At 47.4% G+C, this 25,972-nt stretch carries 23 protein-coding genes; 6 read left to right on the top strand and 17 right to left on the bottom strand.

Going from position 1 to position 25,972, the window contains the following annotated elements; translation table 11 throughout:
* Positions 1 to 530 precede the first annotated feature (530 nt).
* Positions 531 to 884 carry an aspartate 1-decarboxylase gene (gene panD, locus AC5RDV_RS10605; RefSeq protein WP_008624414.1) on the bottom strand — a complete coding sequence of 118 codons (354 nt, stop codon included), beginning with the start codon at positions 882 to 884 and terminating at the stop codon, positions 531 to 533.
* A gap of 18 nt (positions 885 to 902) precedes the next feature.
* On the bottom strand, positions 903 to 1,754 hold the full coding sequence (gene panC, locus AC5RDV_RS10600) for a pantoate--beta-alanine ligase (RefSeq protein WP_276788746.1): 852 nt from the start codon (positions 1,752 to 1,754) through the stop codon (positions 903 to 905).
* Between the two features lie 188 nt (positions 1,755 to 1,942).
* Here panC and AC5RDV_RS10595 point away from each other — a divergent pair, with 188 nt between their 5' ends.
* Entirely contained in the window at positions 1,943 to 2,767 is an 825-nt protein-coding gene (locus tag AC5RDV_RS10595; RefSeq protein ID WP_172604664.1) for a glycogen/starch synthase, read from the top strand.
* 24 nt (positions 2,768 to 2,791) lie between these two features.
* The gene (locus AC5RDV_RS10590; RefSeq protein ID WP_282748160.1) at positions 2,792 to 4,201 is read left to right on the top strand and encodes a DUF4270 domain-containing protein; all 1,410 of its coding nucleotides are present in this window, start codon (positions 2,792 to 2,794) and stop codon (positions 4,199 to 4,201) included.
* Between the two features lie 421 nt (positions 4,202 to 4,622).
* Here the strand turns inward: AC5RDV_RS10590 and AC5RDV_RS10585 are convergent, their stop codons facing one another.
* Genes AC5RDV_RS10585 through AC5RDV_RS10575 form a run of 3 tightly spaced genes read right to left on the bottom strand, consistent with a single transcriptional unit; the run spans position 4,623 to position 9,241 of the window.
* Positions 4,623 to 5,978, bottom strand: coding sequence for a glycoside hydrolase family 57 protein (locus tag AC5RDV_RS10585; RefSeq protein ID WP_008624407.1), 1,356 nt, complete (start codon positions 5,976 to 5,978; stop codon positions 4,623 to 4,625).
* Between the two features lie 16 nt (positions 5,979 to 5,994).
* On the bottom strand, positions 5,995 to 7,275 hold the full coding sequence (locus tag AC5RDV_RS10580; RefSeq protein ID WP_008624405.1) for a glycosyltransferase family 4 protein: 1,281 nt from the start codon (positions 7,273 to 7,275) through the stop codon (positions 5,995 to 5,997).
* 19 nt (positions 7,276 to 7,294) lie between these two features.
* Positions 7,295 to 9,241: a glycogen debranching enzyme N-terminal domain-containing protein gene (locus AC5RDV_RS10575; protein ID WP_130893224.1), complete on the bottom strand. Its 1,947-nt coding sequence runs from the start codon at positions 9,239 to 9,241 to the stop codon at positions 7,295 to 7,297.
* 234 nt (positions 9,242 to 9,475) lie between these two features.
* Between AC5RDV_RS10575 and AC5RDV_RS10570 the strand changes: the two genes are divergently transcribed.
* Positions 9,476 to 10,177, top strand: a complete 702-nt coding sequence (locus tag AC5RDV_RS10570; protein WP_008624402.1) for a Crp/Fnr family transcriptional regulator — start codon at positions 9,476 to 9,478, stop codon at positions 10,175 to 10,177.
* 27 nt (positions 10,178 to 10,204) lie between these two features.
* Here the strand turns inward: AC5RDV_RS10570 and AC5RDV_RS10565 are convergent, their stop codons facing one another.
* From AC5RDV_RS10565 to AC5RDV_RS10530, 8 genes are all read right to left on the bottom strand, one after another.
* A complete protein-coding gene (locus AC5RDV_RS10565; RefSeq protein ID WP_008624400.1) occupies positions 10,205 to 11,131 on the bottom strand; it encodes a diacylglycerol/lipid kinase family protein in 927 nt (308 codons plus the stop codon).
* Positions 11,132 to 11,203: 72 nt separating this feature from the next.
* Positions 11,204 to 12,136, bottom strand: coding sequence for a tRNA (adenosine(37)-N6)-dimethylallyltransferase MiaA (gene miaA, locus AC5RDV_RS10560; RefSeq protein ID WP_282748161.1), 933 nt, complete (start codon positions 12,134 to 12,136; stop codon positions 11,204 to 11,206).
* A gap of 82 nt (positions 12,137 to 12,218) precedes the next feature.
* Entirely contained in the window at positions 12,219 to 13,229 is a 1,011-nt protein-coding gene (gene gap / locus AC5RDV_RS10555) for a type I glyceraldehyde-3-phosphate dehydrogenase (protein WP_008624396.1), read from the bottom strand.
* A 156-nt stretch (positions 13,230 to 13,385) separates the two neighbouring features.
* Positions 13,386 to 13,832 (bottom strand): lipocalin-like domain-containing protein, encoded by a 447-nt coding sequence (locus AC5RDV_RS10550; protein ID WP_008624394.1) that lies wholly within the window; start codon positions 13,830 to 13,832, stop codon positions 13,386 to 13,388.
* Positions 13,820 to 15,328 carry a capsule assembly Wzi family protein gene (locus AC5RDV_RS10545; RefSeq protein ID WP_008624392.1) on the bottom strand — a complete coding sequence of 503 codons (1,509 nt, stop codon included), beginning with the start codon at positions 15,326 to 15,328 and terminating at the stop codon, positions 13,820 to 13,822. The genes AC5RDV_RS10550 and AC5RDV_RS10545 overlap by 13 nt, the downstream gene beginning before the upstream one ends.
* A 59-nt stretch (positions 15,329 to 15,387) precedes the next feature.
* Complete coding sequence (locus AC5RDV_RS10540; protein ID WP_282748162.1) at positions 15,388 to 16,347, bottom strand: glycosyltransferase family 2 protein; 960 nt, start codon at positions 16,345 to 16,347, stop codon at positions 15,388 to 15,390.
* Between the two features lie 70 nt (positions 16,348 to 16,417).
* The gene (guaA, locus tag AC5RDV_RS10535) at positions 16,418 to 17,941 is read right to left on the bottom strand and encodes a glutamine-hydrolyzing GMP synthase (RefSeq protein ID WP_130893229.1); all 1,524 of its coding nucleotides are present in this window, start codon (positions 17,939 to 17,941) and stop codon (positions 16,418 to 16,420) included.
* 42 nt (positions 17,942 to 17,983) lie between these two features.
* A complete protein-coding gene (locus tag AC5RDV_RS10530; protein ID WP_282748163.1) occupies positions 17,984 to 18,739 on the bottom strand; it encodes a nucleotidyltransferase family protein in 756 nt (251 codons plus the stop codon).
* Positions 18,740 to 19,215: 476 nt separating this feature from the next.
* Between AC5RDV_RS10530 and AC5RDV_RS10525 the strand changes: the two genes are divergently transcribed.
* The 3 genes from AC5RDV_RS10525 (at position 19,216) to AC5RDV_RS10515 (ending at position 21,047) form a co-directional block, all read left to right on the top strand.
* On the top strand, positions 19,216 to 19,431 hold the full coding sequence (locus tag AC5RDV_RS10525; protein WP_130893231.1) for a hypothetical protein: 216 nt from the start codon (positions 19,216 to 19,218) through the stop codon (positions 19,429 to 19,431).
* A gap of 147 nt (positions 19,432 to 19,578) precedes the next feature.
* Positions 19,579 to 20,052, top strand: coding sequence for a thioredoxin (gene trxA, locus AC5RDV_RS10520; RefSeq protein WP_130893232.1), 474 nt, complete (start codon positions 19,579 to 19,581; stop codon positions 20,050 to 20,052).
* A gap of 134 nt (positions 20,053 to 20,186) precedes the next feature.
* Positions 20,187 to 21,047, top strand: a complete 861-nt coding sequence (locus AC5RDV_RS10515; RefSeq protein WP_282748164.1) for an AraC family transcriptional regulator — start codon at positions 20,187 to 20,189, stop codon at positions 21,045 to 21,047.
* A 60-nt stretch (positions 21,048 to 21,107) separates the two neighbouring features.
* On the opposite strand, the gene AC5RDV_RS10510 is transcribed toward AC5RDV_RS10515, so the two are convergent.
* Genes AC5RDV_RS10510 through AC5RDV_RS10495 form a run of 4 tightly spaced genes read right to left on the bottom strand, consistent with a single transcriptional unit; the run spans position 21,108 to position 25,958 of the window.
* On the bottom strand, positions 21,108 to 22,652 hold the full coding sequence (locus tag AC5RDV_RS10510; RefSeq protein ID WP_282748165.1) for a RapZ C-terminal domain-containing protein: 1,545 nt from the start codon (positions 22,650 to 22,652) through the stop codon (positions 21,108 to 21,110).
* A gap of 5 nt (positions 22,653 to 22,657) precedes the next feature.
* Positions 22,658 to 23,857 (bottom strand): ABC transporter permease, encoded by a 1,200-nt coding sequence (locus AC5RDV_RS10505; protein WP_282748166.1) that lies wholly within the window; start codon positions 23,855 to 23,857, stop codon positions 22,658 to 22,660.
* Positions 23,854 to 24,498, bottom strand: coding sequence for an ATP-binding cassette domain-containing protein (locus tag AC5RDV_RS10500; protein WP_282748167.1), 645 nt, complete (start codon positions 24,496 to 24,498; stop codon positions 23,854 to 23,856). The genes AC5RDV_RS10505 and AC5RDV_RS10500 overlap by 4 nt, the downstream gene beginning before the upstream one ends.
* Positions 24,498 to 25,958, bottom strand: a complete 1,461-nt coding sequence (locus tag AC5RDV_RS10495) for a DUF4836 family protein (protein ID WP_282748168.1) — start codon at positions 25,956 to 25,958, stop codon at positions 24,498 to 24,500. Before AC5RDV_RS10495 ends, AC5RDV_RS10500 begins: the two co-directional genes overlap by 1 nt.
* Between the last annotated feature and the right edge of the window lie 14 nt (positions 25,959 to 25,972).

Raw genomic sequence — 25,972 nt, 5'->3', positions numbered from 1 at the left:
ATTGAGATAGCAAAAGACATTTAGAAACATTTAGTTTTACTCTATGTTGTAATTTATACTTGATTATCAGTTGTTTGCAGTTTTATGATATTCTGTGAAAATATAAGTTCGAGAGCCTCTCTCTCCGCTGGACGTGCTAGACAGAAATGGTCAGCAAACGGACAAAAAGCTACAAATCAATGATTTGTGGCTTTTTTTATTGCCCGAAAGTCCGGCTTCCAAGACTTCAAAAGTACGGTAAAAGACAAAGTTGCGTTACTTCTATTTCTCAAATAGTTCGCTAAAAGTTTATTCCTCAACAGGCTAAGTCAAACCGCTGAAAATCTAAAATAAAATCGCCACATATCACCACGACTTTAAAAGGGTTCATATTATTATCAGGGCAAACAATTTCTGTTTAGCCAAAAAGGGCAAAGGAAATAAAAAAAGAAACCGGCCGACCGTCTCTTTACGGACACTGTCGGCCGGAACAATTATATAAGAACGATAGCGGCACTCCACAAATGCATGCCCTCCCCTATCGCAAATCCTTAACGCACCAAACGGTTAGTCGCTGAATCCGGAAAAACGACAGTAGGAGCAAACGTCTTGGCTTCTTCAAAATCCATCATGGCGTATGAGATGATAATACAAACGTCTCCTACCTGCACTTTACGGGCAGCTGCGCCGTTCAGGCAAATACACCCCGAACCGCGTTCACCTTTTATAATATAGGTTTCCAAACGCTCACCATTGTTGTTGTTCACAATCTGGACCTTTTCTCCTGCAATCAAATTAGCCGCATCCATCAAGTCCTCATCAATAGTGATGCTCCCCATATAATTCAAATTAGCCTCCGTCACACGCACACAATGCAACTTCGACTTCAGCACTTGGATCATCATACCCTTTTGCTTTTAATCTTATTCTTTATATCTAATATGATCTATCAAACGGATAGACTGGCTTCCACAGAAAACGGTGATACACCCTACGATGTCATCCGAATCCGACCAACTGTCCAGTTCCTGCAAAGACCCTCCATCCACTATGGCAAAATATTGCACTTCCAGTCCCACTATGGCATTCAAGGAATCCACCACATATTGCCGGGTCTCTTTCAAGGTATGGTTCGTGGCAAAATTCTTGCTTTTGGAAAGAATGCCGAAGATATGAGCCGCTACGGCCTTCTCCCCGTCCGTCAACAAGGTGTTACGGCTACTCATGGCCAACCCGCTCTTTTCACGGACAACCGGACAAGGCACTATCTCTACTTTCAAATGCAAATCTTCGACCATGGCACGAATCACCGCAATCTGTTGGAAATCCTTCTCCCCGAAATAAGCACGGTCAGGCTCCACGATGGCAAACAATTTGCTCACAATCTGGCATACGCCATTGAAATGTCCGGGACGGAAAGCCCCTTCCATCACCGTATCCACCGGCGGATAACTGAATTTCCTGCTATCAGGCTGAGGATACATTTCTTCCACAGACGGCGCGAAGACGAAATCAGCCCCCACACCTTCCAACAAAGCACAATCCGCATCCAACGTCCGAGGATATTTCTCTAAATCTTTTTTATCATTAAACTGCGTAGGATTCAAAAACACGCTCACTACGGTCACATCATTTTCTGCTACACAACGTCTCACCAAGGAAGCGTGGCCCTCATGCAATGCACCCATCGTAGGCACCAATCCAATCTTTTCACCTTTTGCACGCGCCTCTGCCAAGTTGCGTTGCAAATCTTCAATTGTATGAATTAACTTCATTTGTGGTTGATTTTAAACTGCATTCCCTAAAAAACTCTGCAAAATAACATATAAAATACCACATAGCAAAAACATTAGCCAAATAAATACGTGAAATTAATGAAAGAATTAAGCTCTATTCCCTTGAAAAAGGCTATAATGCCAAACTTTTTTCGTACCTTTGTGCCAAGGAAAAAGTGAACATGACAATGAAGGCAAAGAAAATACTATTCATTACTCAAGAAATGACGCCTTATGTTCCCGATTCGGAACTGGCTGCTATGGGTAGAGAACTTCCTCAGGAAATACAGGAAAAAGGACGAGAAATCAGAACATTTATGCCCAAATGGGGAAATATCAACGAACGTCGCAACCAGCTCCACGAAGTGATTCGTCTTTCCGGCATGAATTTAATCATAGATGATACGGACCATCCGCTCATCATCAAGGTGGCTTCAATCCAGGCCGCCCGGATGCAAGTATATTTCATAGACAACGATGACTATTTCCTGAAACGCCTGATGGCTCTCGACGAGAACGGCAACGAATATGAGGACAACAGCGAACGGGCCATATTCTATGCGCGGGGCGTATTGGAGACTGTAAAGAAACTTCGATGGGTTCCGGATGTCATCCACTGCCAAGGATGGATGTCAGCTTTGGTTCCCCTCTATGTCAAGACCGCCTATAAGGAAGAGCCTTCGTTCCGCGACAGCAAAATCGTGTATTCCATGTCTTCCGAAGATTTGAAACAGTCGATGGGCACGAATTTCGGCAATTGCATAACGTTCAGGGATGTGAACGCATCTGTCCTCGAAGACTTCAGCCCGGAAGTGACATACGACGAACTGAACAAATTAGCCATCAATTATTCCGACGGGCTGACCGTGCCCGATACGGACAAGTTCCAAGCCTTTGCCGAATACGCCCAAAGCAAAGAGATTCCGGTGTTGGAAAACGTCAGTGCCGCCGACGCCGATGCTTTTGCCGACTTCTACGACAAAGTATGGAGCCAGGGTAAGAATGAAGACTAAAAACATTTATCATCCTCTGCAAACATGAAATTCAAAACTTCATTCATCACGTTGATTGGATTATGCAGCGTGGCTTGTGACGACACGACCGATACTATCGGAATTTTCACGGATTCCGATAACATCAACGCTTCCGCTTCGGTATATGAAGCAAGCACACACTCACTATTGGCAGATTCCGTTTTAAGCAATAGCAACAGTTCTTACTTAGGACGTATGACCGACCCGGAAACGAACATGCAAATCAAGGCCGAGTTTCTGGCGCAGTTCGGCACGTTGGAAAACTATGAATTCCCCGCTTACGACCTGATGGTCAAGAACGAGCAAGGAGAAATCGAAGCGGATTCCATTGAAATCAGGTTATATTACGAAAAGTATTACGGAGACGAGAACAATCCGATGAAAGTAGACGTATACGAATTGGACACCGCAAACGTCGTGCGCGAGGACACTACGTATTACAGCAATGCCGATTTCAGCCGGTATATCAACCGCCATGCAACGGGTCCCATTACACGAAAGGTCTTCACGACAAAGGATTTTACTTTGTCGGACGATTATCTGGAAAGCAGCTCATACACTCCGAACATACGTATCATGCTGCCTAAAGAATACGGCACATTCATCATAAAGAAATACTACGAGAACAAGGGCTTTTTCAAGAATTCATATAATTTCATACGCCATGTATGCCCCGGCTTCTATTTCAAACTGACGGACGGGGACGGTACGATGGTTAAGATGAGAGTAGGAGCCATGAATCTCTATTTCAGGTATAAAGATGCCGAAAAAGACACGGTTTACGTAGGTATGAGCCGTTTTGCAGCTACTCCCGAAGTCTTGCAGAACACTTACGTGGAAAATGATGACCTGGCCGAGTTGGTAGAAAACGACACCCAATGCACTTACTTGAAAACTCCCGCCGGAGTGTTTACGGAAATCACACTTCCTGTAAACGAAATCTACCAAGGACACCTCAACGACAGCATCAGCCAGGCTCAATTCTCCTTGTATCGCTATAATGCCACAAACCAGGAATCGGCCTTCGAGGTTCCCCAGACCCTATTGTTGGTGCGCAAACAAGACATGTACACGTTCTTTGAAGAAGGAAAAGTGCCGGACGAAAAAATATCTTACGTCACCTCTTTCAACAGCAGCTATAACACTTATACTTTTTCCAACATCAGCAACTTGGTATCTTACTGTAAGAGAGAGAGGAATGAGGAATCTGCCAAAGCCGGCATCACACCGGAAGCTTGGGAACAGCAGCATCAGGACTGGAACAAGGTGGTACTCATTCCTGTTGAAACCAACCAGGACAACAACAACAATATCGTCAGCGTGACGCATGACATGGGACTGGGAAGTGCCAAGTTAGTGGGTGGCGCAACAGACAAACTTAAAATCCAAGTGATTTATAGTACGTTCAATTAACCCACTCATTTACCCGTAACCACGGCAGGAATAAAAAGAACAGGTGGAGAAACCATAGGCTTCTCCACCTGTTCTTTTTATTCCCCTCCCTATGCCAAATTCTCACCATACTTTCAAAAAAAACGGACACAGGGCTGTGGGAAACCAATCTGCGCCAAACGGAAAATCAATCTAAGCCGAATGATTTTTCAATCTCCTGAGAATGAAAAACGAATCTAAGGAGAATGTTACCGACCTATAAACCAAAACATTACAAGATTCCGGATTTTCAACAAAGAAACGTCCGTCACGCATGTGCCTCCCCTCCCCGGTGCTATACACGAGAAAGGCCGACCCACTTCTTTACGGCGAGTCGGCCACTGTCATCTTACGTTCCATGCCCACGCACAAACCTGCACCGTGGGACACGGAACGGCATGCGTCACTTCTTGGCTGCAACCTTGCGCGTGGAAACCTTCTTGGCCGTTTCCGCCCCTTCAGATGCCAACTTCTTCATACGGGCATTCAAACGTGCAATCTCTTTGTCCTTCACCTCCAATTCTTCTCCCTGGTTCTTAATCAGCGTAAGCAGTGAATTCAACTCTTCATTGTCTATATCACGAGGATACATGCCATTCACCCTGTTAATGAAATCGCCAAGGATATTCATATAATTCGTAAAGGCATCGTAGGGAGAATCATAAATTCCGCGGTACATGTTCCAACTACTGGATTTCGTGGTCATAAAACGGAAATTATTGCTAGCCTGCAGGTAATCCCAATCCTGTTTGATACGGCGGTCGTTACAAATACGCACACGGTCGGCCACGCTATACAGCTTGTTGAAAGCCTCTCGCTGCATGCCATTTCCCAACCAACAACTGATGTCGCGCTCTTCGTCCACCCATGACATGGGATAAGGCACTTCAAGCGCGTCAACCGACTTGTGATGGTCTATCACTTCCGAAGGGGTGGAGAAAGAGATCCCACGGGCCTTGGCGCAAGCCGGCAGGGCCTTGAGGAACTCCAGTATATTGGACGAAAGCGGTTGGAACATACCCAATGCGCACAACTCCATGAAGATATTAATCACTTGCTCCTCTTCCGGCACTGCCGCTATCCAATCCATATAGGTTTCGGCAAACAAGGGGAACTCGCTCCAAGTGGAATTACTGAAACGCAAGGATATATCGTCCGACAATTTATAATCCCGCAAAAGGAGTTTCAGGTTCGGATTCTGTGAACAATGGTACACAAAATGAGGGCTCTTCCATCCTAAGATGTGTTTGGCACCCTCCGTCAGCAATCCCTTGAACCCCATCGAAGCTACCATATTCCCTATGTCGTCGGAATATATCAAAGAAGAATTGCGGAACACCTTTGGCGACTTTCCAAAAAGTTCCTTAATCTTTCGTGACATCCTCAAGGTTTCCTCCCGGAAACTCTCCTCATTGGCCAGGGAAGACAAGCCGTGGGAATAAGGCTCCACCAAGAACTCCACACCTCCTGTCTCGTTCAAATCTTGTAACAAATCTATGACAGATGGCGCATAATTCTCCAACAGTTCAATGGCAGTGCCGGAAATCGAGAAAGCGACCTTGAAAAATCCAGGGTTCTCTTTCAGCATCTGAAGCAAAGCCTGCAACGCAGGCAGGTAGGAATGCTCAACCGTATTGGTTATGCTGCATTCGTTCTCATAATCATCATAATAATAATGGTCCGTACCGATGTCGAAGAAGCGGTAACGTTTCAAATGTATATTTTGATGAATTTCAAAGTAAAGGCATATCGTTTTCATGTCTTAGGATTTTAGATTATTTATATTTTTGGATTGTCTCGTCATAAAGTTTCCGGATGCGTTGGCCCACTTTCTCCCACGTGATGCCGTCCACCTCTTTCTTTCCTTCCACCTGCAAATATTCATGCAAGGAAGGGTACACGCAAAGCGCATACATGGCGTCGGCCATGGCATCTATGTCCCAATAGTCCACCTTGATGCACTTAGACAGAATCTCGGCGCAACCGGATTGTTTGCTGATAATGGAAGGCACCCCGCTTTGCATCGCCTCGAGCGGGGAAATCCCAAACGGCTCCGACACGGAAGGCATCACATACACGTCGCTGTCACGGAAACATTCGAACACCTGTTTCCCTTTCATAAACCCGGGAAAATGGCAACGGTCGGCTATCCCGTAGGCTGCAGCCATCTCAATCATGGAGTTCATCATGTCACCGTTTCCGGCAAAGCAAAAACGCACGTTGTGTGTACGGTCCAACACCCGCTTGGCCGCTTCGATGAAATACTCTGGCCCTTTCTGCATGGTGATACGCCCCAGGAAAGTCACTACTTTCTCCTTGCGTTCCGAATAGGGTTTCCTTTGGTCCACAATCTCCTGAAGCTCGGAAGCCAACGGATACACGGCATTATGCATGGCAAAACACTTTGCCGGATCTTGATGATAATGGTTGATTACCGTCTGGCGCGTCAGCTCGCTCACGCACATGATACAGTCCGCATGGTCCATGCCGTTCTTTTCGATGCTGTAGACTGTGGGATTCACATTTCCGCGACTCCGGTCGAAGTCCGTGGCATGCACATGAATCACCAACGGTTTCCCGCTGACTTGCTTGGCATGGATGCCCGCAGGATAGGTCAACCAATCGTGTGCATGAATGATGTCGAACCGTTGCTGCCGGGCCACCACTCCTGCCACGATGGAATAGTTGTTGATTTCCTCGTGCAAGTTGTCCGGATAGCGGCCGGAAAACTCCATGCAGCCCAAGTCATCCACATGCATATATGAAAAGTCGGCATAAATATGATCGCGCAAATCATAATAAAGTTGCGGGTCCATGTAACTGCCCACCCTGCCGTTTACATAATTCCAATCCACGTCACGCCAAACGATAGGCACGCTGTTCATACCTATAATCTTCATAAAGCTTTGGTCTTCATCTCCCCAAGGTTTCGGGATACAAAAAGTGATATCCATATCTGGCTGCAAGGAAAGACCTTTCGTCAGACCGTAACTTGCCGTACCGAGTCCTCCAAGAATATGAGGAGGAAACTCCCAACCAAACATTAATACTTTCATATTCAGTTCCTCCTAATCTTTATATATCATATTTTTCGATTAATTTCACCACACGGAGAATCTCAGCCACATTCATCGCAAAGGATATGGCCCCTCGGGCATGGTAAGGTGGGTTTCCGTCGAACAGTTCCGGTATGGTGCCTATACAATGCGAAAACATTTCTTCTTCAAAGCCCACCAACACGCGTTCCACAAAACTTACACGGCTCTTTTTATACAAACGCATGCAGGCTTCCATATAAAATCCAGCCAACCAAGGCCATGCCGTACCTTGATGATAGGCGTAGTCACGTTGGACTTGAGGGCCGACGTACATCGGGTTATATCCCCCGCTCTTGGGACTCAGGGAACGAAGCCCCTTAGGGGTCAATAACTCCTTCGTACAAATATCAAAAACCGCTTTCTTTTCCGGAAGGGGCAAGGGAGAATAGTCAAGTGCCACGGCAAATATCATATTGGGACGGACACTCCAGTCTTGTTCTTGGTTCTTCTCGTCCACGTAATCGAACAAATATCCATACTGGTTCAAGAAAACCTTTCTGAACGAATTTTCCGCCTTGGCGGCCATCCCTGCAAAATATTGTTCCTCTTCCTTTCGGCCAGCCATCCGGCAAATCTCCTCGCTAAACTTCAATGCATTATACCATAAGGCATTGAACTCCACGATATACCCGCTTCGCGGTACTATCGGACGGCCGTTTGCCGTCGAGTTCATCCAAGTCACGGCTTTACTCTTCCCCTGGGCGTATACCAATCCGTTGTCTCTGACTTTCAAATTGGGATGGGAACTTGTACTCAGATACATCATGATGTCCTTTGCCAGAAGTCCGTATTTCTCGACACATTTCTGCAAAGAAACAATCTTGCCATATTGTTGAATACACCAAACCGCCCACAAAAGAATATCCGGATGTTCTATTTCATGTATTTTCACGCTCAACGGCTCGCCGGCCATAAATTCCCGAACGCCTTTTTCCACCGTTTTCATGCACATTTCAAACTGCTCCACTTCTTCATTGACCAAAGTCAATCCCGGCAAAGCAATCAGCATATCACGCGCACGGCATTTAAACCAGGGATAGCCTGCCAAAATATAATTCTCCCCGTCTACATGATAATAGAATTGATGTGCAGAATTTACCAAACAATGATAGAAATTATCCCTCGGAGTACGAATCTTCGCTTCAAAATCTGCTATCTGTTTCAACTGAGTGGTCTTTATCTCAGACACTCCGGCGGAAAATACCACACTCTCGCCTTTTTTTATCTTCAGTTCAAAATAACCGGGCACATAGAGGTCCTCATTAAAGGCATATCCTCTCTCCAATTCTTTCGGATACTCCACGCCTCGATACCAATCCGGCTGAAAAACAAAATCGTTTTTCTTGTTCAACTGCATGTAAAGCTCGGGATAACCCTCATACATGCAAGTCTTGATACCATTCGGCACTTCTTGATAGTCCCGGTTCACCCTTGTGTTCTCATGCGTGTACTCCCTCACACAACGGAATGCCAGAAAAGGACGGAGCTTCAAAGTCGTTTCGGAATGGGCGTCCAAGAGCGTATAACGGATGATAATGCGGTTTTCATAATGCTGGAACACCTTTTCTTTCTTCAGGACCACTCCTCCTACACGATAGATTGTAGTAGGCACCTGGTCGCAATTAAATTCCCGAATGTACTTATGGCCATTCGGGCTGAAATTGTTCCCTTGATACTTGTGAAGCCCCAAGTTAAACTCAGCCCCGTGTTGTACCACCGTCTCATCCAATGAAGACAACAACACATAATTCTCGTCGCCCAATTCCGGTATCGGGACAACCAACAAACCATGATATTTTCTTGTATTACAATCCACAATCGTAGAACAAGAATAAGCACCCGAGCGATTAGACCTCAAAATCTCTTTGGGTAACGCTTCCTCCAAATTGGTCATCAGAGTCTTATCAAAATGAATGTAACTCATAGTCTAGAAATTATATATAAGGTTTTCACTTTACTGTTTATTTTGTCTCTGTTTTTATTTATGCAACCCAAAAATAATAAAAATCCGGCTATCCACGAACATAAGGAATAAGTTTTTTTTAAGGATTCATAAAAAAATGCTGCAAAACATATTTTTATAACCTTAAGATTTCATGAATCTATCAAGAATTACTAATTTTGTGTTGTAAAACATAATTTGAAGCAGATTTGATTTATGGTCAAGCAGGACATGGACAAGGAAGAGGTTTTAGAAAAAATCTCAGACTTATGCAAACCACTCACCCCAGGACAACGCGAATATTTAACAGAAAACCTCACAGTTTATACATTTAGAAAGAACGAAGCGATTTACAGTGAAGGTGAATTCCCGACTCAACTCATGTGTCTTTTATCCGGGAAGGTAAAAATATTCAAGAACGGTGTCAGCGGGCGTAATCAAATCATCCGCGTAATCAAGCCCGTAGAATACTTTGCCTATCGTGCGTACTTTGCCCATCAGGAGTTTCTGACTGCCGCTGCCGCATTCGAAGCCTCAACGATAGCCATGATTCCCATGTCTACCATCACGAAGTTGGTAAGTAGCAATAATGACTTGGCATGGTTTTTCATCAAACAATTATCTGTAGATTTGGGTATAGCCGACGAACGTACAGTCAACTTGACTCAAAAACACATACGGGGACGGTTGGCCGAATCAATTCTGTTTTTGAAGGAGAGTTACGGGTTGGAAGAAGATGGCTGCACACTCAGCATCTATCTGTCCCGTGAAGACTTGGCCAGCCTCTCCAACATGACAACTTCCAACGCCATTCGTACATTGACTAATTTCGCCTCTGAGAAAATCATCGCGATAGACGGCCGGAAAATCAAAATCATATCGGAAGACAGATTGGAAAAGATATCTAAAATAGGATAGGTCTCATGATTATTGTTTCCGAGCCGTTCAACCCGGTATGATGAAATTCACCCATTCTTGATGTATACCTATCTTCATGGGCGTAGAACCGTTCTCCCATACCGCTCCGTCCAAGCTGATCATAGCCTTTCCGTTATCAAAAAAGTCCACTTCTTTAGTCCTATACGACTTTACGGCTTTATGATTCAAGAAGCGACCTCGGAAAAGCATCCATAAAGCTTCCACCATTTGGCTGATTTCCGGATGCGACACGACTGAAACATCCAATAATCCATTGTACGGAACTCCGCTCGGAGTCTGGCCATACCCTCTGGCACTACTGATACATACCGTCATTACACTTTTCTCGATGTCATCCAAATTCACTTTGAAATGCATCTTGTGTTCCATACGCTGAAACAGCAACAAAAACATAGACGATAAATGAGAAAGGGTCAGCATACCCCAAAAACGGCGCGTCTTGTGCTTGATATTCATAATGTTCGCCACCAAACCGACATTCACACAATTTAAAAAGAAACGGGGATGGGCATCCCCTATCCGCTCCGGCACACAATACCCAACGTCCACTTTACGGACCCTTCGCTTTATCAGCCAATCTATCGTTTGCTTGTAATTATCTTCCTCAAATCCCCAGAAATGTGCAAAATCATTTCCCCAACCGTTAGGAATAACCCCGAAAGCAACGTTTCGACGAACCTCCTCTCCTTGCGATAGTACTCCGTTTAACGCACGGTTTAATGCAGCGTCGCCTCCCACAATGACAATCGTTGTATAGCCATTTGAAGCAAGCATACCCGCCAGGCGTTCTACGGATTTCGGCCCTTCGCTCTGCACGAAATCATAAAGTACGCCTTTCTCCGTCAAATATGAGCGTATAGCCTCCCACTCTTTATGTATGTGACGGACACCGTCTTTCGGACAGTATATAATCCCCCATCTTGATGGTTCCATAATCCTATTCACTAAAAACGCACAAATATACGCAAAACTATTTATTCTCTACTTGAATATTCTTCTAAATCTTCACGGACACAGCCTATCTTGAATCTGACCGATTTTCTTTTCCATAGGCCAACCTGCGTCCAACCAGTTTATCTTAATGCCACGGCGCTCCATTCCGCGGAACCAAGTCATCTGTCGCTTGGCAAACTGATGGATAGCGGTTTCCAAACCACGGAACATCTCCTCATACGCCAACTCTCCGAGTACGTATCGTGTCAGATACTTATACTCCAAGCCATAATATATCAGGTCTTCCGCCGGTATCCCCTCGTCTAACAGCCTTTTTATCTCATCAACCATCCCCTCATCCAAACGTTGCCTTAGACGTTCTGTTATTTTTTTACGTCTCAAATCCCGCTCTATGTCCACCCCTATGACCAAGGAACGGATTTCGGGAAAAGCCCTCGCCTCCGTAGGATGCAAACGATAATACTCCTCTATTTCTATCGCGCGTATCGCACGTTTCACGGTATCGACATCCGTCGTATTATGAAGCACCTTATATGAACCCAGTATCTTTGTCAGTTCGGGGAGGCTCTTTCGAGCCAAGTTTGCACGCAAATCCGGATTTTCCGGTACGGGCATCAGGTTATATCCTTTCAACACGGACTCGATATATAAGCCTGTACCTCCACATAATATAGGAAGCATACGACGTGCTTTCAACGCTTCATAAACTTTCAAGAAGTCCCGCTGATACTCAAACAAATTATATTTCGTACCCGGTTCTACTATATCAATCAAATGATAAGGAACAGAACAACCATTGACGACATAGTCTTTCAAGTCTTTTCCGGTTCCCAAATCCATACGCCTGTACACCTGCCGACTGTCACCACTGATTATCTCCGTCTTCAGTTCGCAGGCCAAAGCCACAGCTAATGCAGTCTTTCCCGACGCCGTAGGCCCTAATATCGTAATAAGGTCATAGTTCATCGTATCATCGTTTACCATATTATAATAATGAAAGCAAAGATACGAAAAAAGCCACCCTCTCAAAAGGAGGATGGCTTCATTTTTATCGTAGCAAACGGAATTAACCGTTAACTTTCTTCATGTGAGCGATCAATTCCAATACCTTGTTAGAATAACCGATTTCATTGTCATACCAAGAAACCACCTTAACAAAAGTATCTGTCAAAGCGATACCTGCCTTAGCATCGAAGATAGAAGTACGAGTGTCACCCAAGAAGTCAGAAGAAACCACTGCATCTTCAGTATAACCCAGAACACCCTTCAATTCGCCTTCAGAAGCAGCCTTCATTGCAGCGCAAATCTCTTCGTACTTAGCCGGTTTTGCCAAGTTTACAGTCAGGTCTACTACAGAAACGTCCAAAGTCGGAACACGCATAGACATACCGGTCAACTTACCGTTCAATTCAGGAATAACCTTACCTACAGCCTTAGCAGCACCTGTAGAAGACGGGATGATGTTGCCAGAAGCAGCACGACCACCACGCCAATCCTTCATAGAAGGACCGTCTACAGTCTTCTGAGTTGCAGTAGTAGAGTGAACAGTTGTCATCAAACCGTCTGTGATACCCCAGTTGTCATTCAAAACCTTAGCGATAGGAGCCAAACAGTTTGTCGTACAAGAAGCGTTAGAAACGAACTGAGTACCCTTTACGTATTTGTCGAAGTTTACACCACAAACGAACATCGGAGTAGCGTCCTTGGAAGGAGCCGACATAACTACGTACTTAGCACCTGCATCGATATGAGCTTGGGCCTTCTCCTGAGTCAGGAACAAACCTGTAGATTCAACTACATATTCAGCCTCAACTTCGTTCCACTTCAAATCAGCCGGATTACGTTCTGCCGTTACACGAATCTCTTTACCGTTTACAATCAACTTGCTGTTTTCAACATCAGCTTCGATTGTACCTTCGAAAGCACCGTGCATAGTATCATACTTCAGCATGTAAGCCAAGTAATCTACCGGACACAAGTCATTGATACCTACAATCTGGATGTCACTTCTGTTCTGAGCAGCACGGAATACGAAACGGCCGATACGACCGAAACCATTAATACCTACTTTAATCATTTTACTTAATCTTTAAAATTAAAGGTTCTAATATAAGTTATCTAACTCTTTTCTAATATTTTGCAGCACGAATATTTTGAAGTCAGCCTTCTCTCGGCTTGCGCACTGCAAATTTATGAATTTCTTTTGAAATAGAGCATATAAAAAAGGAAAAAATTAAAAGGAACGGAAATACAAGGAAGTCCCTGATGAGCGAAGCACCATACGGTCACCATCGAGCCGCACGACCTCAAAAGTCACATCTCCGGAAGGTATGCCAAAAAGCTTCAGCTTATCTACATCCGCCTCTTGAGACGGATTCCCTTTTACCCTGAAATTATACATACGCAAAGTTGCGGAACCTTCATTATAATCATACCTACACACGTACGTCCCATAACCGTTACCACCCAAATCCCGAATCTCGGACACACCGAGCTGAAATGCCCAAAACAGACGATTACATTCCGAATGCCCGTCCGTAGCCTCATCCTCTATACTCTCCTGTTTCCAATATCCTTCCAAATCAGGATATTCCGGTGCCTTGTCCGTACAAGACAAACAGAATGAGACGGTCAGGCATACACAAATCCATTTAAAAATCAAACTATTTATTTTATACATATTCCCTCCTTTCTTATGGTTATCATACCACCGCCGCTATTACCAAGATAATTACCGTGATCCACGGCCGCCGAAACGGAAAAATGCCATCCGGCCAATGCCTTGGGCGAATACGTCACTTCATACAGCGAACTGAACTGTTTGCATATCTTATCCAAAGGATTGACGTATGTTCCCCAATGAAGCGCGTATGACATCAGTACGCGATAGGCCCACTCGTCTGACGGTGTCCCGCTGAAAGCCCAATGGTTGGCACGCACACGGTTGCTCCGGAACTTAAGGCTGCCATCACGGTTGTAGATTGGTCCGGGCAACAATGGGTTACCGATTCCCATACCATAATGTTGCCAAGACTGGTAAAAGAAATTATTATAGTAATCGTCACAAGCACTTACTTGCATACCCGGAAAAGCCGCTCCCGGAAAACGTTCGTCTCCGTCATACAAAATAGGACCCGACTGGTCTTTCGTAGCCAATCCTTCCCAAAGCAAAGTATTGACCCAACGGTTCCGGGGCAAAGTAATCTCAAATCCTAAGTGCCCGTCTTTCCAACGTCCGTATTGGAGGAACATTTGTGAATGGTCGTCAAAGAAATGTTCATAATATGCACGGAACTTCCAATCGCGCCAATAATAATTCAACGCAAAGTTCCAACTGCCCACATGATTGCCTTCCACATTCACCTGATCTCCCCCGGTAGTGCCGTCTCCCCCGGCTTGGGCCAAGAAAACTTTGGCATAATTCTTCAATCCATGAGGCATCTCGTACACAGTCTCTTTCCACTCACCGTCTTTCAAAGAGAAGGTATGCTGCGTTCCTCCGAACTGCGCCGACATCAGCATGCCGAGTTCTGCTTCCAAAGGAAACCTTTCCTTGTTTCCCACCTTGAACATCAACTCCTTACTGTGATAAAGAATGTCTTCCACGTAGGCTTGGTGGTTTGCCCCCGCAAAATCACGTTGCCAACGGTCATCCGTAAAACGCCCGTAAGCGATATAGCCTTTAAAAGCAAACCACCCTTTTGTTCCCGGTACCGTATAATAATCCGCAATCTCTGCCCTAACCTGAGGAACAGGCCGCGCATTATTTCCTTCCACCATTCCGCCACTGCTCAACAGCGGGTTCTTCCCCAACGGATTGCGTTCCTTGTTCCCGATGCTCAAATTAAGAACTCTCCACGAAAAGTCCGCATAAGCCTGTTGCACGATAAATTCGGAAGGGCTGTTCACGGCCGCAGCCAAATCCAATCCGGCTCCAATCCGCCAACCATGATTAAAATATTTACGGTAAGCAAGTCCCGCACGCAAATAAGCACTGTTCGATTCCTGGCTTGACAGGCCGTTCCGGTTGGCTGTAAACCACAACGGTGCATAATCTCCGGAACTGGCATTCGCAGACATTTCCACATTGTACACCAATGTAGAGTCATTTTGTGCACAAACAATAGAAGAAAACACTACAGCCAATCCGAAAACCGCCCCTACTTTTTTCACCATTTTTATATTACTTTTATATAATCCGCCTCCCCCTAAAAAGAGACAGCATCTCCTCTAACCTAAATCCACTTATTTTTTAAATCGCTAAGCTTGGAATACATCCTCCTCATCCATAAGGAAGGTAATGACAAATATAATTTCGTTTTCAATGGCACGTCATAACCATACTTGCCAATATCCTCCTTCAATTCCATGTAGAAACGACTATGCCTCCACAAGCGGCACGGCTGACAACAAGCCACATCCAAGAGGTTGACCAACCTGTCGCTTATCGTATCCGACATGTATGTAGCCCACAAATGCTCGGGAATAGCGCCTTTACGTAATTCATGGATGGCTAAGGCATAACCCGCGTTCCATTTAAAATTCGCACAAGTCGTGTCCGCCCCTTTGTCATACACTTTCTCATATATTACATTCACGGGCTTACGTGTTTGAAAAATGACCCTTAACCAAAACACGTAGTCTTCTCCCATGTTGATCTCACGAGGAATATCCCACACCCAAGATGTCAAGACAGAACGACGGAACAAGCATCCCCATGGCACACCGATAGGCCCTTCCGCCCTTACCACCATATGACGGAATTCTTCTATGGAAATCTTAGGGCACCGCCTTCCCTTCGAAAATTTATAGCCATTCCCCAAAACAACATCCACGTCGTCAATAGCCTTGGCATACAAACGGGAAATAGCATCCTTTGGAAGCGTATCATCCGAATCGACATACCCAATCCATTTAGCCTGAGACATTATCGTCCCCACGCCACGCGCAGCAGAACGCCCCTTATTTTTTTGATGGATAACCTTGACACGACTATCTCTTCTAGCACAGTTGTCACATAAAACTCCACTACCATCATTACTTCCATCATCCACCACTATTATTTCCAAATCCGGAAAATCCTGCCCAAGTACACTGTCAATACAGTCTACAACCGTGTCCTCTGCATTATACACCGGAATGACTACCGAAACTTTCGGTAATCCGATGCTGCTACCAATGCTACCATTCACCATATATCTCCTTATAAAAGAAAAGGTAGCTGCGCATATCACGCACGGCTACCTCATAGTGGGTATACGATTGTCATTCCCATTCTATCGTCGAAGGCGGTTTGGAAGAGATGTCGTAACATACACGGTTCACTCCTTTCACCTTATTTATTATATCATTGCTCACCTTCGCCATGAAATCGTAAGGCAAATGTGCCCAATCGGCCGTCATTGCATCCGTACTGGTCACGGCACGCAAGGCTACAGCGCGTTCATACGTACGCTCGTCACCCATCACGCCTACGCTTTTCACGGGCAACAGGATTACACCGGCCTGCCAGACTTGATCGTACAACCCCCAGTCTCTCAACCCTTGGATAAAAATATCGTCGGCATCCTGCAACACACGTACCTTCTCCGGCGTAATGTCACCCAAGATACGCACGGCCAGTCCCGGTCCGGGGAACGGATGACGGGTAATCAAATGTTCCGGCATTCCCATCTGCCGCCCTACGCGGCGCACCTCGTCTTTAAACAACCATTTCAACGGTTCACAAAGTTGCAGGTTCATCTCCTCAGGCAAACCGCCCACATTGTGGTGGCTCTTGATTGTTTTTCCCGTAATATTCAGGCTCTCGATACGGTCGGGATAAATCGTTCCCTGCGCTAGCCACTTGGCATCGGTTATTTTCCGAGCCTCTGCATCGAACACCTCCACGAAGTCGCGGCCGATAATCTTACGCTTCTGCTCCGGATCGGTCACTCCTTCCAAATCCTTGAAGAACTTCGCACTGGCGTCCACGCCAATCACGTTCAGCCCCAGACACTCGTAGTCGTGCAACACATTCTTGAACTCGTTCTTACGCAACATCCCGTGGTCTACGAAGATACAGGTCAGGTTCTTACCAATAGCCTTGTTCAGCAACACGGCGGCCACGGAAGAATCCACACCTCCGCTCAACCCGAGAATCACACGGTCGTCTCCCAACTGTTCCTTCAGTTCCGCAACCGTGGTGTCCACAAACGAAGCCGCACTCCAATCCTGTTTGCTACCGCAAATGTCCACTACAAAGTTTTTCAACAACAACGTTCCTTGCACGGAATGGAACACTTCCGGATGGAACTGCACACCCCACAACTGCTCACCCACAGCTTGATAAGCGGCGTTCACTACTTTGTCGGTGGAAGCAATCACCTTAAAACCCTCTGGCAATTTCGTGATGGTGTCACCATGGCTCATCCACACTTGCGAATTTTCCTCAAATCCTTTGAACAGAGGATTCTCTTTGTCGAACGAAGCCAAATTGGCACGCCCGTATTCACGCGTCCCGGCCGGTTCCACATTGCCGCCTAAAGTATAACTCATGAACTGTGCGCCATAACAAATGCCCAACACAGGGTATTTCCCGCGAATTTCGTCCAAGTCGATTTTAAACGCCTCCTTATCATATACGCTGAAAGGCGAACCGCTTAAAATCACACCGATAACCGACGGATCTTCTTTCGGGAACTTGTTATAAGGCAATATCTCACAGAACGTGTCCAACTCACGGACACGGCGTCCGATAAGCTGCGTTGTCTGTGACCCGAAATCAAGAATGATGATTTTCTGTTGCATAAAAAGATTTTTATCTGATTTTGTACGCAAAAGTACAACAATTTATCGAGACGGGCAACATTCTGCCGACAAGAAATCCTCAGCCTTCTTCAAAGTATCCTGCTTCCCCACGTCCAGTATTTTAAGCCCGGGAAAAGGATAAGCATAAATCGGTTCGCGGTCGCACACCGAAAGGTAAAAGTCTATCACGGAAAACTTGTCCGGCCAAGCATCGAAATAAGGGAACAACTGCGGAGAAAACAAATGTACACCAGCAAAAGCATACTTCCGGCAAGCCTCCACGTCCAACCCTTTGTAGGGCGACTTCACTTCCCCGGTCTTGACGTTCGTCCACCCCACCAGACGGTTTTCCTCATCGAACAACAGATAACGTTGCGTCTGCCGTTCGCTCACTAGCAATAAAGCCGCCGCTCCTACCCCGTGCCGATAAAAATCCCGCAAATCCACATTGCTCAATATATCCACGTTGTGTACCAGAAACGGGCGTTCCGCGACACCGCTCTCTAATAAAAGAGGTATGGCCTTCTTGATACCTCCTCCTGTTTCCAGAAGTTTCCCGCTCTCGTCGCTGAAACGGACATCCGCACCGAAAGCGTCATGTTCCTCCACAAACCGGATAATCTGGTCAGCAAAATGGTGCACATTAATCACAATCTCCGTAAATCCGGAAGCCACCAGTTTACGAATCAATATCTCCAACAAGGGTTTTCCTCCCACCGGGACAAGCGCTTTCGGCATCGTGTCCGTCAAAGGCTTCAGGCGGGTTCCCAACCCCGCTGCAAAAATCATGGCTTTCATATTTGCAAATATACTGATATAATCTCGTTCAAGACATCACATTTCACACGTTTTATCCTTCCGAACAAAAAAAGAATAAAAACATTGGCGTTCCACGGAATAATCCGTATTTTTGTAAAAACGACACACTATGGATGCAAAGTTGAAAGACATAGCCGAATATATCGTTATCGCCATCCACGAATTTGCCAAGCGACATCAGTTGGAAGAAGAGCAAGCCTACCGCTCCTGAATCATTATAAAGCCATCGACTTCTTGGAAAGCCAGTACGACGTGGCACACACACACAAAGCTTCGATGACATCATCGAAGGTCTGACCACCCTTTGCCAACGCCACGGAGGGGCTTTAGTATGATTTTGTATCACGGAACAACATAGATTTCGGCACCTTTCTCAAAAAATTGGCTTTCATGAAAGGCATCACTTTCCAATACTTTTTCGGCATGCAACGTGCCATAGACCTTTTAGAAAAAATATGAGCGAGATTGAATATATGAAAGAATGTATGGCACGTGACTTAGTCGTCATGTTTGTGGACGAACAGAAAATGTCACTGCACGGAACGTTAGACGCTCTATACCAATCCGAAACCTACGCCAAACTAAAGGACACAAGGTCCGGTCTTTATTTCCAAAGTCCCGTTTACGTTTACGGATTCTTGCGCAAGGAGATATTGACGGGCAAGATGTAGCAAAAGAATATACAAAAGCGGAAAAATAAGCCAAAAATCCCAAACGGGATATTTTGCCAACTTTTCCGGCAGAATTGCCATGCGATTATCCGGATTTTTATCGGATATTTGCAATGTTCAATAAAAGTATTCACAAAACGTAGAATTATGAAACTGGTAAAGCCCATTATCGCCGCGCTGTGCCTGGCCTTAGGCCTCAACGCATGCGCCAACAACAAAGAAAGTAAAAAACAAAACAAGAAAGGAGCAAATATGGAAATCGTTCATTTAACCAAAACAGAGTTCTTAAACAAGGTATATAACTATGAGACCAACCCTAACGATTGGAAATATGAAGGTGACAAACCGTGCCTTGTGGATTTCTACGCCACGTGGTGCGGCCCGTGCAAGGCCCTTGCACCGGTGTTGGAAGAGTTGGCTAAGGAATACGACGGCAAAATCTACATCTACAAAGTAGACGTGGACAAGGAAGAGGAACTAGCTGCCACATTCGGCATACGCAGCATCCCCACCCTGTTGTGGATTCCGAAAGACAGCAAGCCGATCGTCACACAAGGCGCCATGCCCAAAACGGAACTGAAGAGGATGATAGAAGAGACGCTTCTCAAAGCGAAACCCTAATGCCACGCGCACACATCCGTCCGACTATAAACGAACGGCATGGAAACAAAGGGATGGGAAAAGAAATTACTCCCATCCCTTTCCTATTCCGGCATTTTGGACTATATTTACCCATCTAACGCAAAACCGAAAACATGGACTTCAAATTCAACACACGCATGGACGGTTTCTTCGCCCTGACGACGCGCCTGCATGAGGACACGGCATTACAAGGCGGAAAGGGGTTCTATAAGTTCATTTGGGTGAGGGACGGAAAACTGGACATCGAAGTGGACCACGTAGTCATGCACCTGCGAAAAGGCGAGCTTGTCACCCTCTCTCCCCTGCACCATGTGGACATGCTCCGCGCAGAAGGGCACTATCTTTCAGTGCTTTTCAACAGCAATTTCTACTGCATTTACGGTCACGGGGGCGAATCCTCCTGCCACGGCTTCCTGTTCCACGGTTCATCAAACATCCTGCACCTCTCATTGGACGCTACGGAGACGGAACGCCTGTCCCATATCACCGACACGTTGGCCGAAGAATGCGCCGTGGCCGACAACCTGCAAGAGGAAATGCTCCGCCTGCTGCTTAAACGGCTCATCATCGTATGCACCCGTATGGCACGCCTACGGTTGGAAACCGGTAAAGGCAGGGAAAACGGCTTCGACATCATCCGTCAGTTTTACGTGCTCGTGGATAACCATTTCAAAGAAAAGAAACAGGTGCAGGACTATGCGGAAATGCTCTACCGCTCTCCCAAGACCCTTTCCAACCTCTTCTCGCTCTACGGGCTGGATTCACCGTTGCACATCATCCACGAACGCATCGATGCCGAGGCACGCCGGCTGTTGCTCTATACCTCGAAGAGCGCCAAGGAAATCAGTGAGATACTTGGATTTGAAGATTTGGCCACGTTCAGCCGTTTTTTCAAGAAAATGAACAGGAAAAGCATCTCCGACTTCCGAAGAGAAGAGAAAAAGGAGGATGACCGTCCGACAGGCTTGGCTTGAAGGCCTGTCCTTCTGTCTAATTTTATCTATACCTACGAAATATAAAACCCTACGCCCGACTTACCCCTTGACAGCAGGCAGTACTTGCGTGATATTTTGCTCACGATGACATATCCGTACTTCAATGCCGAACTTCTCATGCAGATGCTCGGCCAGATGTTGGGCGGAATAGACGCTGCGGTGACGGCCGCCCGTACATCCGAAAGCAAACATCAAGTCAGTAAAACCGCGCCGGAGATAACGCGCCACATGGGCATCTGCCAATTTGCAAACGCTGTCCAAGAACATCAGAATCTCTCCGTCCTCTTCCAAAAAACGGATAACGGGTTCGTCCAAGCCCGTCAGGGATTTGTACGGTTCATACCTTCCGGGATTGTGCGTACTGCGGCAATCGAACACATAACCGCCTCCGTTCCCGCTGGTGTCTTCGGGAATCCTCTTCTTATAGGAGAAACTGAACACGCGCACGACCAACGGCCCCCGGCCATCGTACCGGGAAACCGAAGCCGGACCGATGTCCGCACGGAGCCTATCGGCTACACGCTCCATTCCTGCGTCCTTTCCGCACGGTTCGTCCGGCTGTGCGGGAACTTCTGTCTGGAAAGCGGGCAATTCCACCATCCGGCTCAACACGTCATATAAATAAGGATAAGGACACTCGCCCTCCGAGAGCCACTCGCGCAAATTCCGTATGGCCGGGGCGATGCTGTCCAAGAAATGCTTCTTCCGCTCGAAGTACCCCCTGAAACCGTATGCCCCCAACACCTGCAACGTGCGGAACAGGACGAACAGCCGCATACGTTCACGGAACCGTCCTTCGTCCACGTCCGTGTACAGCCGTGCCGCATCGAGGTACGTCGCCATCAGCTCGTGGCGCAGCTCCGGGGCGTAATGCGCCGAAGCCTGCCACAGGAAACTGGCCACGTCATACTCCACCGGCCCGCGCCGCCCGCCTTGGAAGTCGATGAAACGGGGCTGCCCGTCCCTGTCCAACATGACGTTGCGCGCCTGGAAATCCCGGTATTGGAACGCGTGCTTGTCCGGGTCTCCCACCAAATCCTCGGCCATCTCCGAAAACGCCTCTTCCAACCTTACCTCGTTAAAGTCCAATCCAGTAGTCTTCAGGAAGCAATATTTGAAATAGTTCAAATCGAAGAAAACAGCCGTCCTGTCCATGGAAGCCATCGGGTAACACTGTCCGAAATCCAAGCCTTCTGCCCCGACAAACTGGATGCGTGGCAGTTCCGCTATCGTCCGACGCAACAGCTCCTTCTCTTCAAGGGCGTAGCATCCGCCTTTTTCGCGACCGTCCGACAGTGCGTCGAACAGGCTGCGATGCCCCAAATCGTCCTGCAAATAACACAAGCGGCTCGTCGAAACGGCCACGACCCGGGGCACGGGCAACCGTTTCTCCCCGAAATGCCCGGCCAGATAAATGAAAGCCTCGTTCTCCTCCCGTGACGTGCCCACCACGCCTATCAGGGAATCCCCCCCGGCATCCCTGAACCGGTAATACGTACGGTTGCTTCCGGCTCCGGGCAACTGCTCCACGCTTTGCGGTGCACAGCCCCGCCAGTCTTCGTATAATCGCAACAACTCTTCCATGCCTCTCAGTCTTTATGTCTCCAAATGGCCATCACCTTGCGCTGTATAGCGCACACGTTCAACACGCTGACCGCCACACAGAGCACCACACCCAAGGCGCATGCAGGCCAAAGGCTTGCCTCCTCCATCTGGGGGAACAACAATAGGATCATATCCAAATAATAACCGCGAAGCCACGTCAGCAGGCCGATGGCCAACAGCAATACCAGCACGTTCATGCCCACCGTCAGGACCTGGTAAGGCAGGCCGACCCGCCAAGGGCTGTAACCGATGAGCAACAGGTTTTCTAACTTCGTCGTATTCTTCTGCACCAACAGGTAAATGCTCAGCATCAGGATGTAGAATGACAAGACGCTGATGAGCAGTCCCACACTCATCACCACACCCGACACGATTTTCAGGAAATAAGTGGTCTTTCCGGCATCCAACTTGTCTTCTTCCGTGTCATATCCTTTTTCCTGCAAGAAACGCGCGATGGCATCGTCTGCCGGATTGTACACTTCGACGATAAGCCGCGTGGGTCCGGCATCCCCGTCCGGGGCATACAGACTGTTGCTCCACTTCATGAAACTCTCGGGCACCAAGATGGTATTCAGCCGGTTGCTGAAACCGATGACCCGTCCTTTCATCACGCCCTCCCGGCCATTGCCCCGCAAACGTACGTTCAAGTCCAGCATGCTGACCACTCCTTCCGAAAGCTTAGGCAGCGAACGGCTTTGGGCAAAGCCGAAATTGTAGATAGTCAAGTAGCTACGCGGCAAAATGATGGGCACCACGGGGTCGCCCTCCGCGAAGTGCCAGTCTTTCAGGTCTGCGTCCACAAAACGGTCGGGCACGGATTCAAAGAACATTTCCGTACTCATGTAAGCCATGCCTTCCACGCCCATGCTCGCACTCACCTTATATCGGCTTGAAGTGAAAGCCCCCACGCTCTTGCAAAACTTCTGCGCCTTGATTTCATCGATGTCCGCCGCAGAAAACGCATTGCTCCGGCCACCGAAGGTACTGACCATACTGATCCGCTTGGAGACAATCAGATAATCTTTCTTGATGAAACTGTCGCCCTGCGTGAAAACAGGCAGGACGTCATAATAAAATTGTACACTCAACAGGACGATGAGCATACCCAACAAATTGGCAAAGAAGAAACCTGCAAACTGAGGTACGCTGACGTGCCGACGCAATAATTTCCAAACCAAACTCATAACCTGAATGTCTTTTCGTAGTCTAATGCGATATGCTTGCCGATACTGGTCACGATGACACCCGCTCCCTGCGAGCGGGCTTCCTCCATCATGATTTCTCCCATCGTCCTGCCGTTCTCCTCGTCCAGATGGCTTATCGGTTCGTCAGCCAACAAGAAATCGAAAGGCTGCACCAAAGCCCGGATCATGGCCACCCGCTGCTGCTGGCCGAAACTCATGCGGCTTATCGGAGCATGCAACTTGTCGCCGATGCCCAACGCGTCGAACCAAGCTTCTATCTGTTTTTTCTTCTTGAATCCCGTCAAATTGTTTTTAATCGCCACGTTCTCGTAAGCCGTCAACTCGGGAAACAAACGGAGTTCCTGAAACAAATGACTCAACGAACGTTTCCGCAGCTCCACCCAATCCTTCACCTTATAATTACGGATGTTCTTCCCGTCAAAGCTGATGATACCCTGATAGTCGTTACGATAACCGATGATATAACTGCAAAGGGATGATTTGCCGGTACCGGAACCGGCCTCGACCAAATACAAATGCCCCCGCTCGAACGTCACTTCCCGGTGCCAAATCTCGCTCCGGATGTCATCCCGTAAGGCAAACACCTCCGGCAACGCATTCTTCAATTCTATCTTGTCCATTATTTCAATAAATCCTTCAATAGATTCCGATTCCCACGCGTATGCAACTCCAAGGTCAGACGGCGGGCATCGGACGACCTCAGCACTACTGCATCGAACAAATCCAATACCTTTCGGCCTTCGTCCACACCGCTTTCCCGGCACAACGCACCCATCATCGGGTCACGTTTGACCTGTTCCAAATTCACCCACAAGAAGAAACGGCTGTCCTTTATCCGGCTGTTCCATTCCGAGAGGGTCTCTGTCTCCGGATTGCTTACCCAACCCGTCATTCCCTCTTCAGGCGTGACGTAGAGCGTCTCCCCTTCTACCCCGAAATAGGTCTGTACGCCATTGGCTGCCAAATAAAAGCGGTCGTTCCCGAAATCACGGAAAGTCCATGCGCCGTTTCGCGCAGCGCTTTCCTTCCAATATGCGGCTTCTTTCAAAAAGTCTTTCTCTGCCAGATGGGCCGTCACGAGGACATTGCCGGGATTCTGCAAGGCGGAAGCCGGAACGGTAACAGCCACGTCCCCCTTGATGCTGCGAATAATCAAGTCTGCATCCACACCCATGTTCAGCCCGATCAGGAACGTACGCGCCACGGGATTCTGCCGCAACATCTCCAACAAAGAGCCGCCGTCCACATTCACGCAAGCCCACGCCAAAGCATCCTCCGGCACCCGTCCGGCAAATTCGCCGTCCAACGGTTTGCCCAAGAAAGCCAACCGCTCATAATACTTATTGATGTCACTGTTCTGCGAACTGATTTCCGCCTCCACGGTCACCCCATGCGGAGAGAGGTTCAAACCGGCACAGACATACACATCGCTCAGATTCGCATGTTCGGGCAAGCCCTCCAAAAATCCCACACCACGGAAGTTGGGCAACACGTCCAACCGCGACACGACGCGGAAAGAAGCATCCTTACGGTCCAACTCAGCAAAGAGGGGCGAAGACATCCCGCTTTCCGCCTCTTTCTGCCTGAAACAAGCCAGCATGTCATAGCGCAACGCATCCATGTCGGCTTTCAGGCCCGGCCCCATCATAAGCAACGCACCGCCACCGAAACCCACTATCCAACTGCCGTCCCATACCGTCCAAGAGTAGCCCCGGTAGTCTTCCACAGGCGTGCACCGGCCTTTCTTTGCGGCCTCGTCCAACAAACACCGCAAGTCCGCCTCGTCTCTGACAGCAGCCAACAAGCCAACGTATTCTTTGGAAGAAACAAAGGCATACATTTTCTTCGACCAGTCGATTCCGGTCTGTCCGGGTTCCAACCCTTCCGGCAACAGTTTCTTCCAATCCTGCATGCCCATGTCGTTTTCTTCCGACAAGCGCACCCAGTCTACGGCTGCCAAAGCCAAGGGACGCGATGGCAAGGTACGGCGGTAATCGTCTGCCGTAAGAAACTTGTAAAGCCCTATTGAAAGGGCCAAAGCCAACACCACGGCCACGCCCCATATCCATTTCTTTTTCATCCTATCTCTGTATT

The sequence above is a fragment of the Paraprevotella sp. genome, from assembly GCF_986071375.1.
Note: the sequence above shows the minus strand (reverse complement) of the source record. Positions and strands in the feature narration are given on the sequence as shown.

Coding starts and splice junctions, on each gene's coding strand:
- miaA (WP_282748161.1), bottom strand. CDS start 12,136: ATGGTAAACGATGATACGATGAACTATGACCTTATTACGATATTAGGG.
- guaA (WP_130893229.1), bottom strand. CDS start 17,941: ATGCAACAGAAAATCATCATTCTTGATTTCGGGTCACAGACAACGCAG.
- AC5RDV_RS10590 (WP_282748160.1), top strand. CDS start 2,792: ATGAAATTCAAAACTTCATTCATCACGTTGATTGGATTATGCAGCGTG.
- AC5RDV_RS10580 (WP_008624405.1), bottom strand. CDS start 7,275: ATGAAAGTATTAATGTTTGGTTGGGAGTTTCCTCCTCATATTCTTGGA.
- AC5RDV_RS10585 (WP_008624407.1), bottom strand. CDS start 5,978: ATGAAAACGATATGCCTTTACTTTGAAATTCATCAAAATATACATTTG.
- AC5RDV_RS10540 (WP_282748162.1), bottom strand. CDS start 16,347: ATGGTGAATGGTAGCATTGGTAGCAGCATCGGATTACCGAAAGTTTCG.
- AC5RDV_RS10525 (WP_130893231.1), top strand. CDS start 19,216: ATGAGCGAGATTGAATATATGAAAGAATGTATGGCACGTGACTTAGTC.
- panC (WP_276788746.1), bottom strand. CDS start 1,754: ATGAAGTTAATTCATACAATTGAAGATTTGCAACGCAACTTGGCAGAG.
- AC5RDV_RS10575 (WP_130893224.1), bottom strand. CDS start 9,241: ATGAGTTACATTCATTTTGATAAGACTCTGATGACCAATTTGGAGGAA.
- AC5RDV_RS10595 (WP_172604664.1), top strand. CDS start 1,943: ATGAAGGCAAAGAAAATACTATTCATTACTCAAGAAATGACGCCTTAT.
- AC5RDV_RS10570 (WP_008624402.1), top strand. CDS start 9,476: ATGGTCAAGCAGGACATGGACAAGGAAGAGGTTTTAGAAAAAATCTCA.
- AC5RDV_RS10565 (WP_008624400.1), bottom strand. CDS start 11,131: ATGGAACCATCAAGATGGGGGATTATATACTGTCCGAAAGACGGTGTC.
- panD (WP_008624414.1), bottom strand. CDS start 884: ATGATGATCCAAGTGCTGAAGTCGAAGTTGCATTGTGTGCGTGTGACG.
- AC5RDV_RS10545 (WP_008624392.1), bottom strand. CDS start 15,328: ATGGTGAAAAAAGTAGGGGCGGTTTTCGGATTGGCTGTAGTGTTTTCT.
- AC5RDV_RS10500 (WP_282748167.1), bottom strand. CDS start 24,498: ATGGACAAGATAGAATTGAAGAATGCGTTGCCGGAGGTGTTTGCCTTA.
- AC5RDV_RS10495 (WP_282748168.1), bottom strand. CDS start 25,958: ATGAAAAAGAAATGGATATGGGGCGTGGCCGTGGTGTTGGCTTTGGCC.
- AC5RDV_RS10505 (WP_282748166.1), bottom strand. CDS start 23,857: ATGAGTTTGGTTTGGAAATTATTGCGTCGGCACGTCAGCGTACCTCAG.
- AC5RDV_RS10550 (WP_008624394.1), bottom strand. CDS start 13,832: ATGTATAAAATAAATAGTTTGATTTTTAAATGGATTTGTGTATGCCTG.
- AC5RDV_RS10515 (WP_282748164.1), top strand. CDS start 20,187: ATGGACTTCAAATTCAACACACGCATGGACGGTTTCTTCGCCCTGACG.
- AC5RDV_RS10530 (WP_282748163.1), bottom strand. CDS start 18,739: ATGAAAGCCATGATTTTTGCAGCGGGGTTGGGAACCCGCCTGAAGCCT.
- gap (WP_008624396.1), bottom strand. CDS start 13,229: ATGATTAAAGTAGGTATTAATGGTTTCGGTCGTATCGGCCGTTTCGTA.
- trxA (WP_130893232.1), top strand. CDS start 19,579: ATGAAACTGGTAAAGCCCATTATCGCCGCGCTGTGCCTGGCCTTAGGC.
- AC5RDV_RS10510 (WP_282748165.1), bottom strand. CDS start 22,652: ATGGAAGAGTTGTTGCGATTATACGAAGACTGGCGGGGCTGTGCACCG.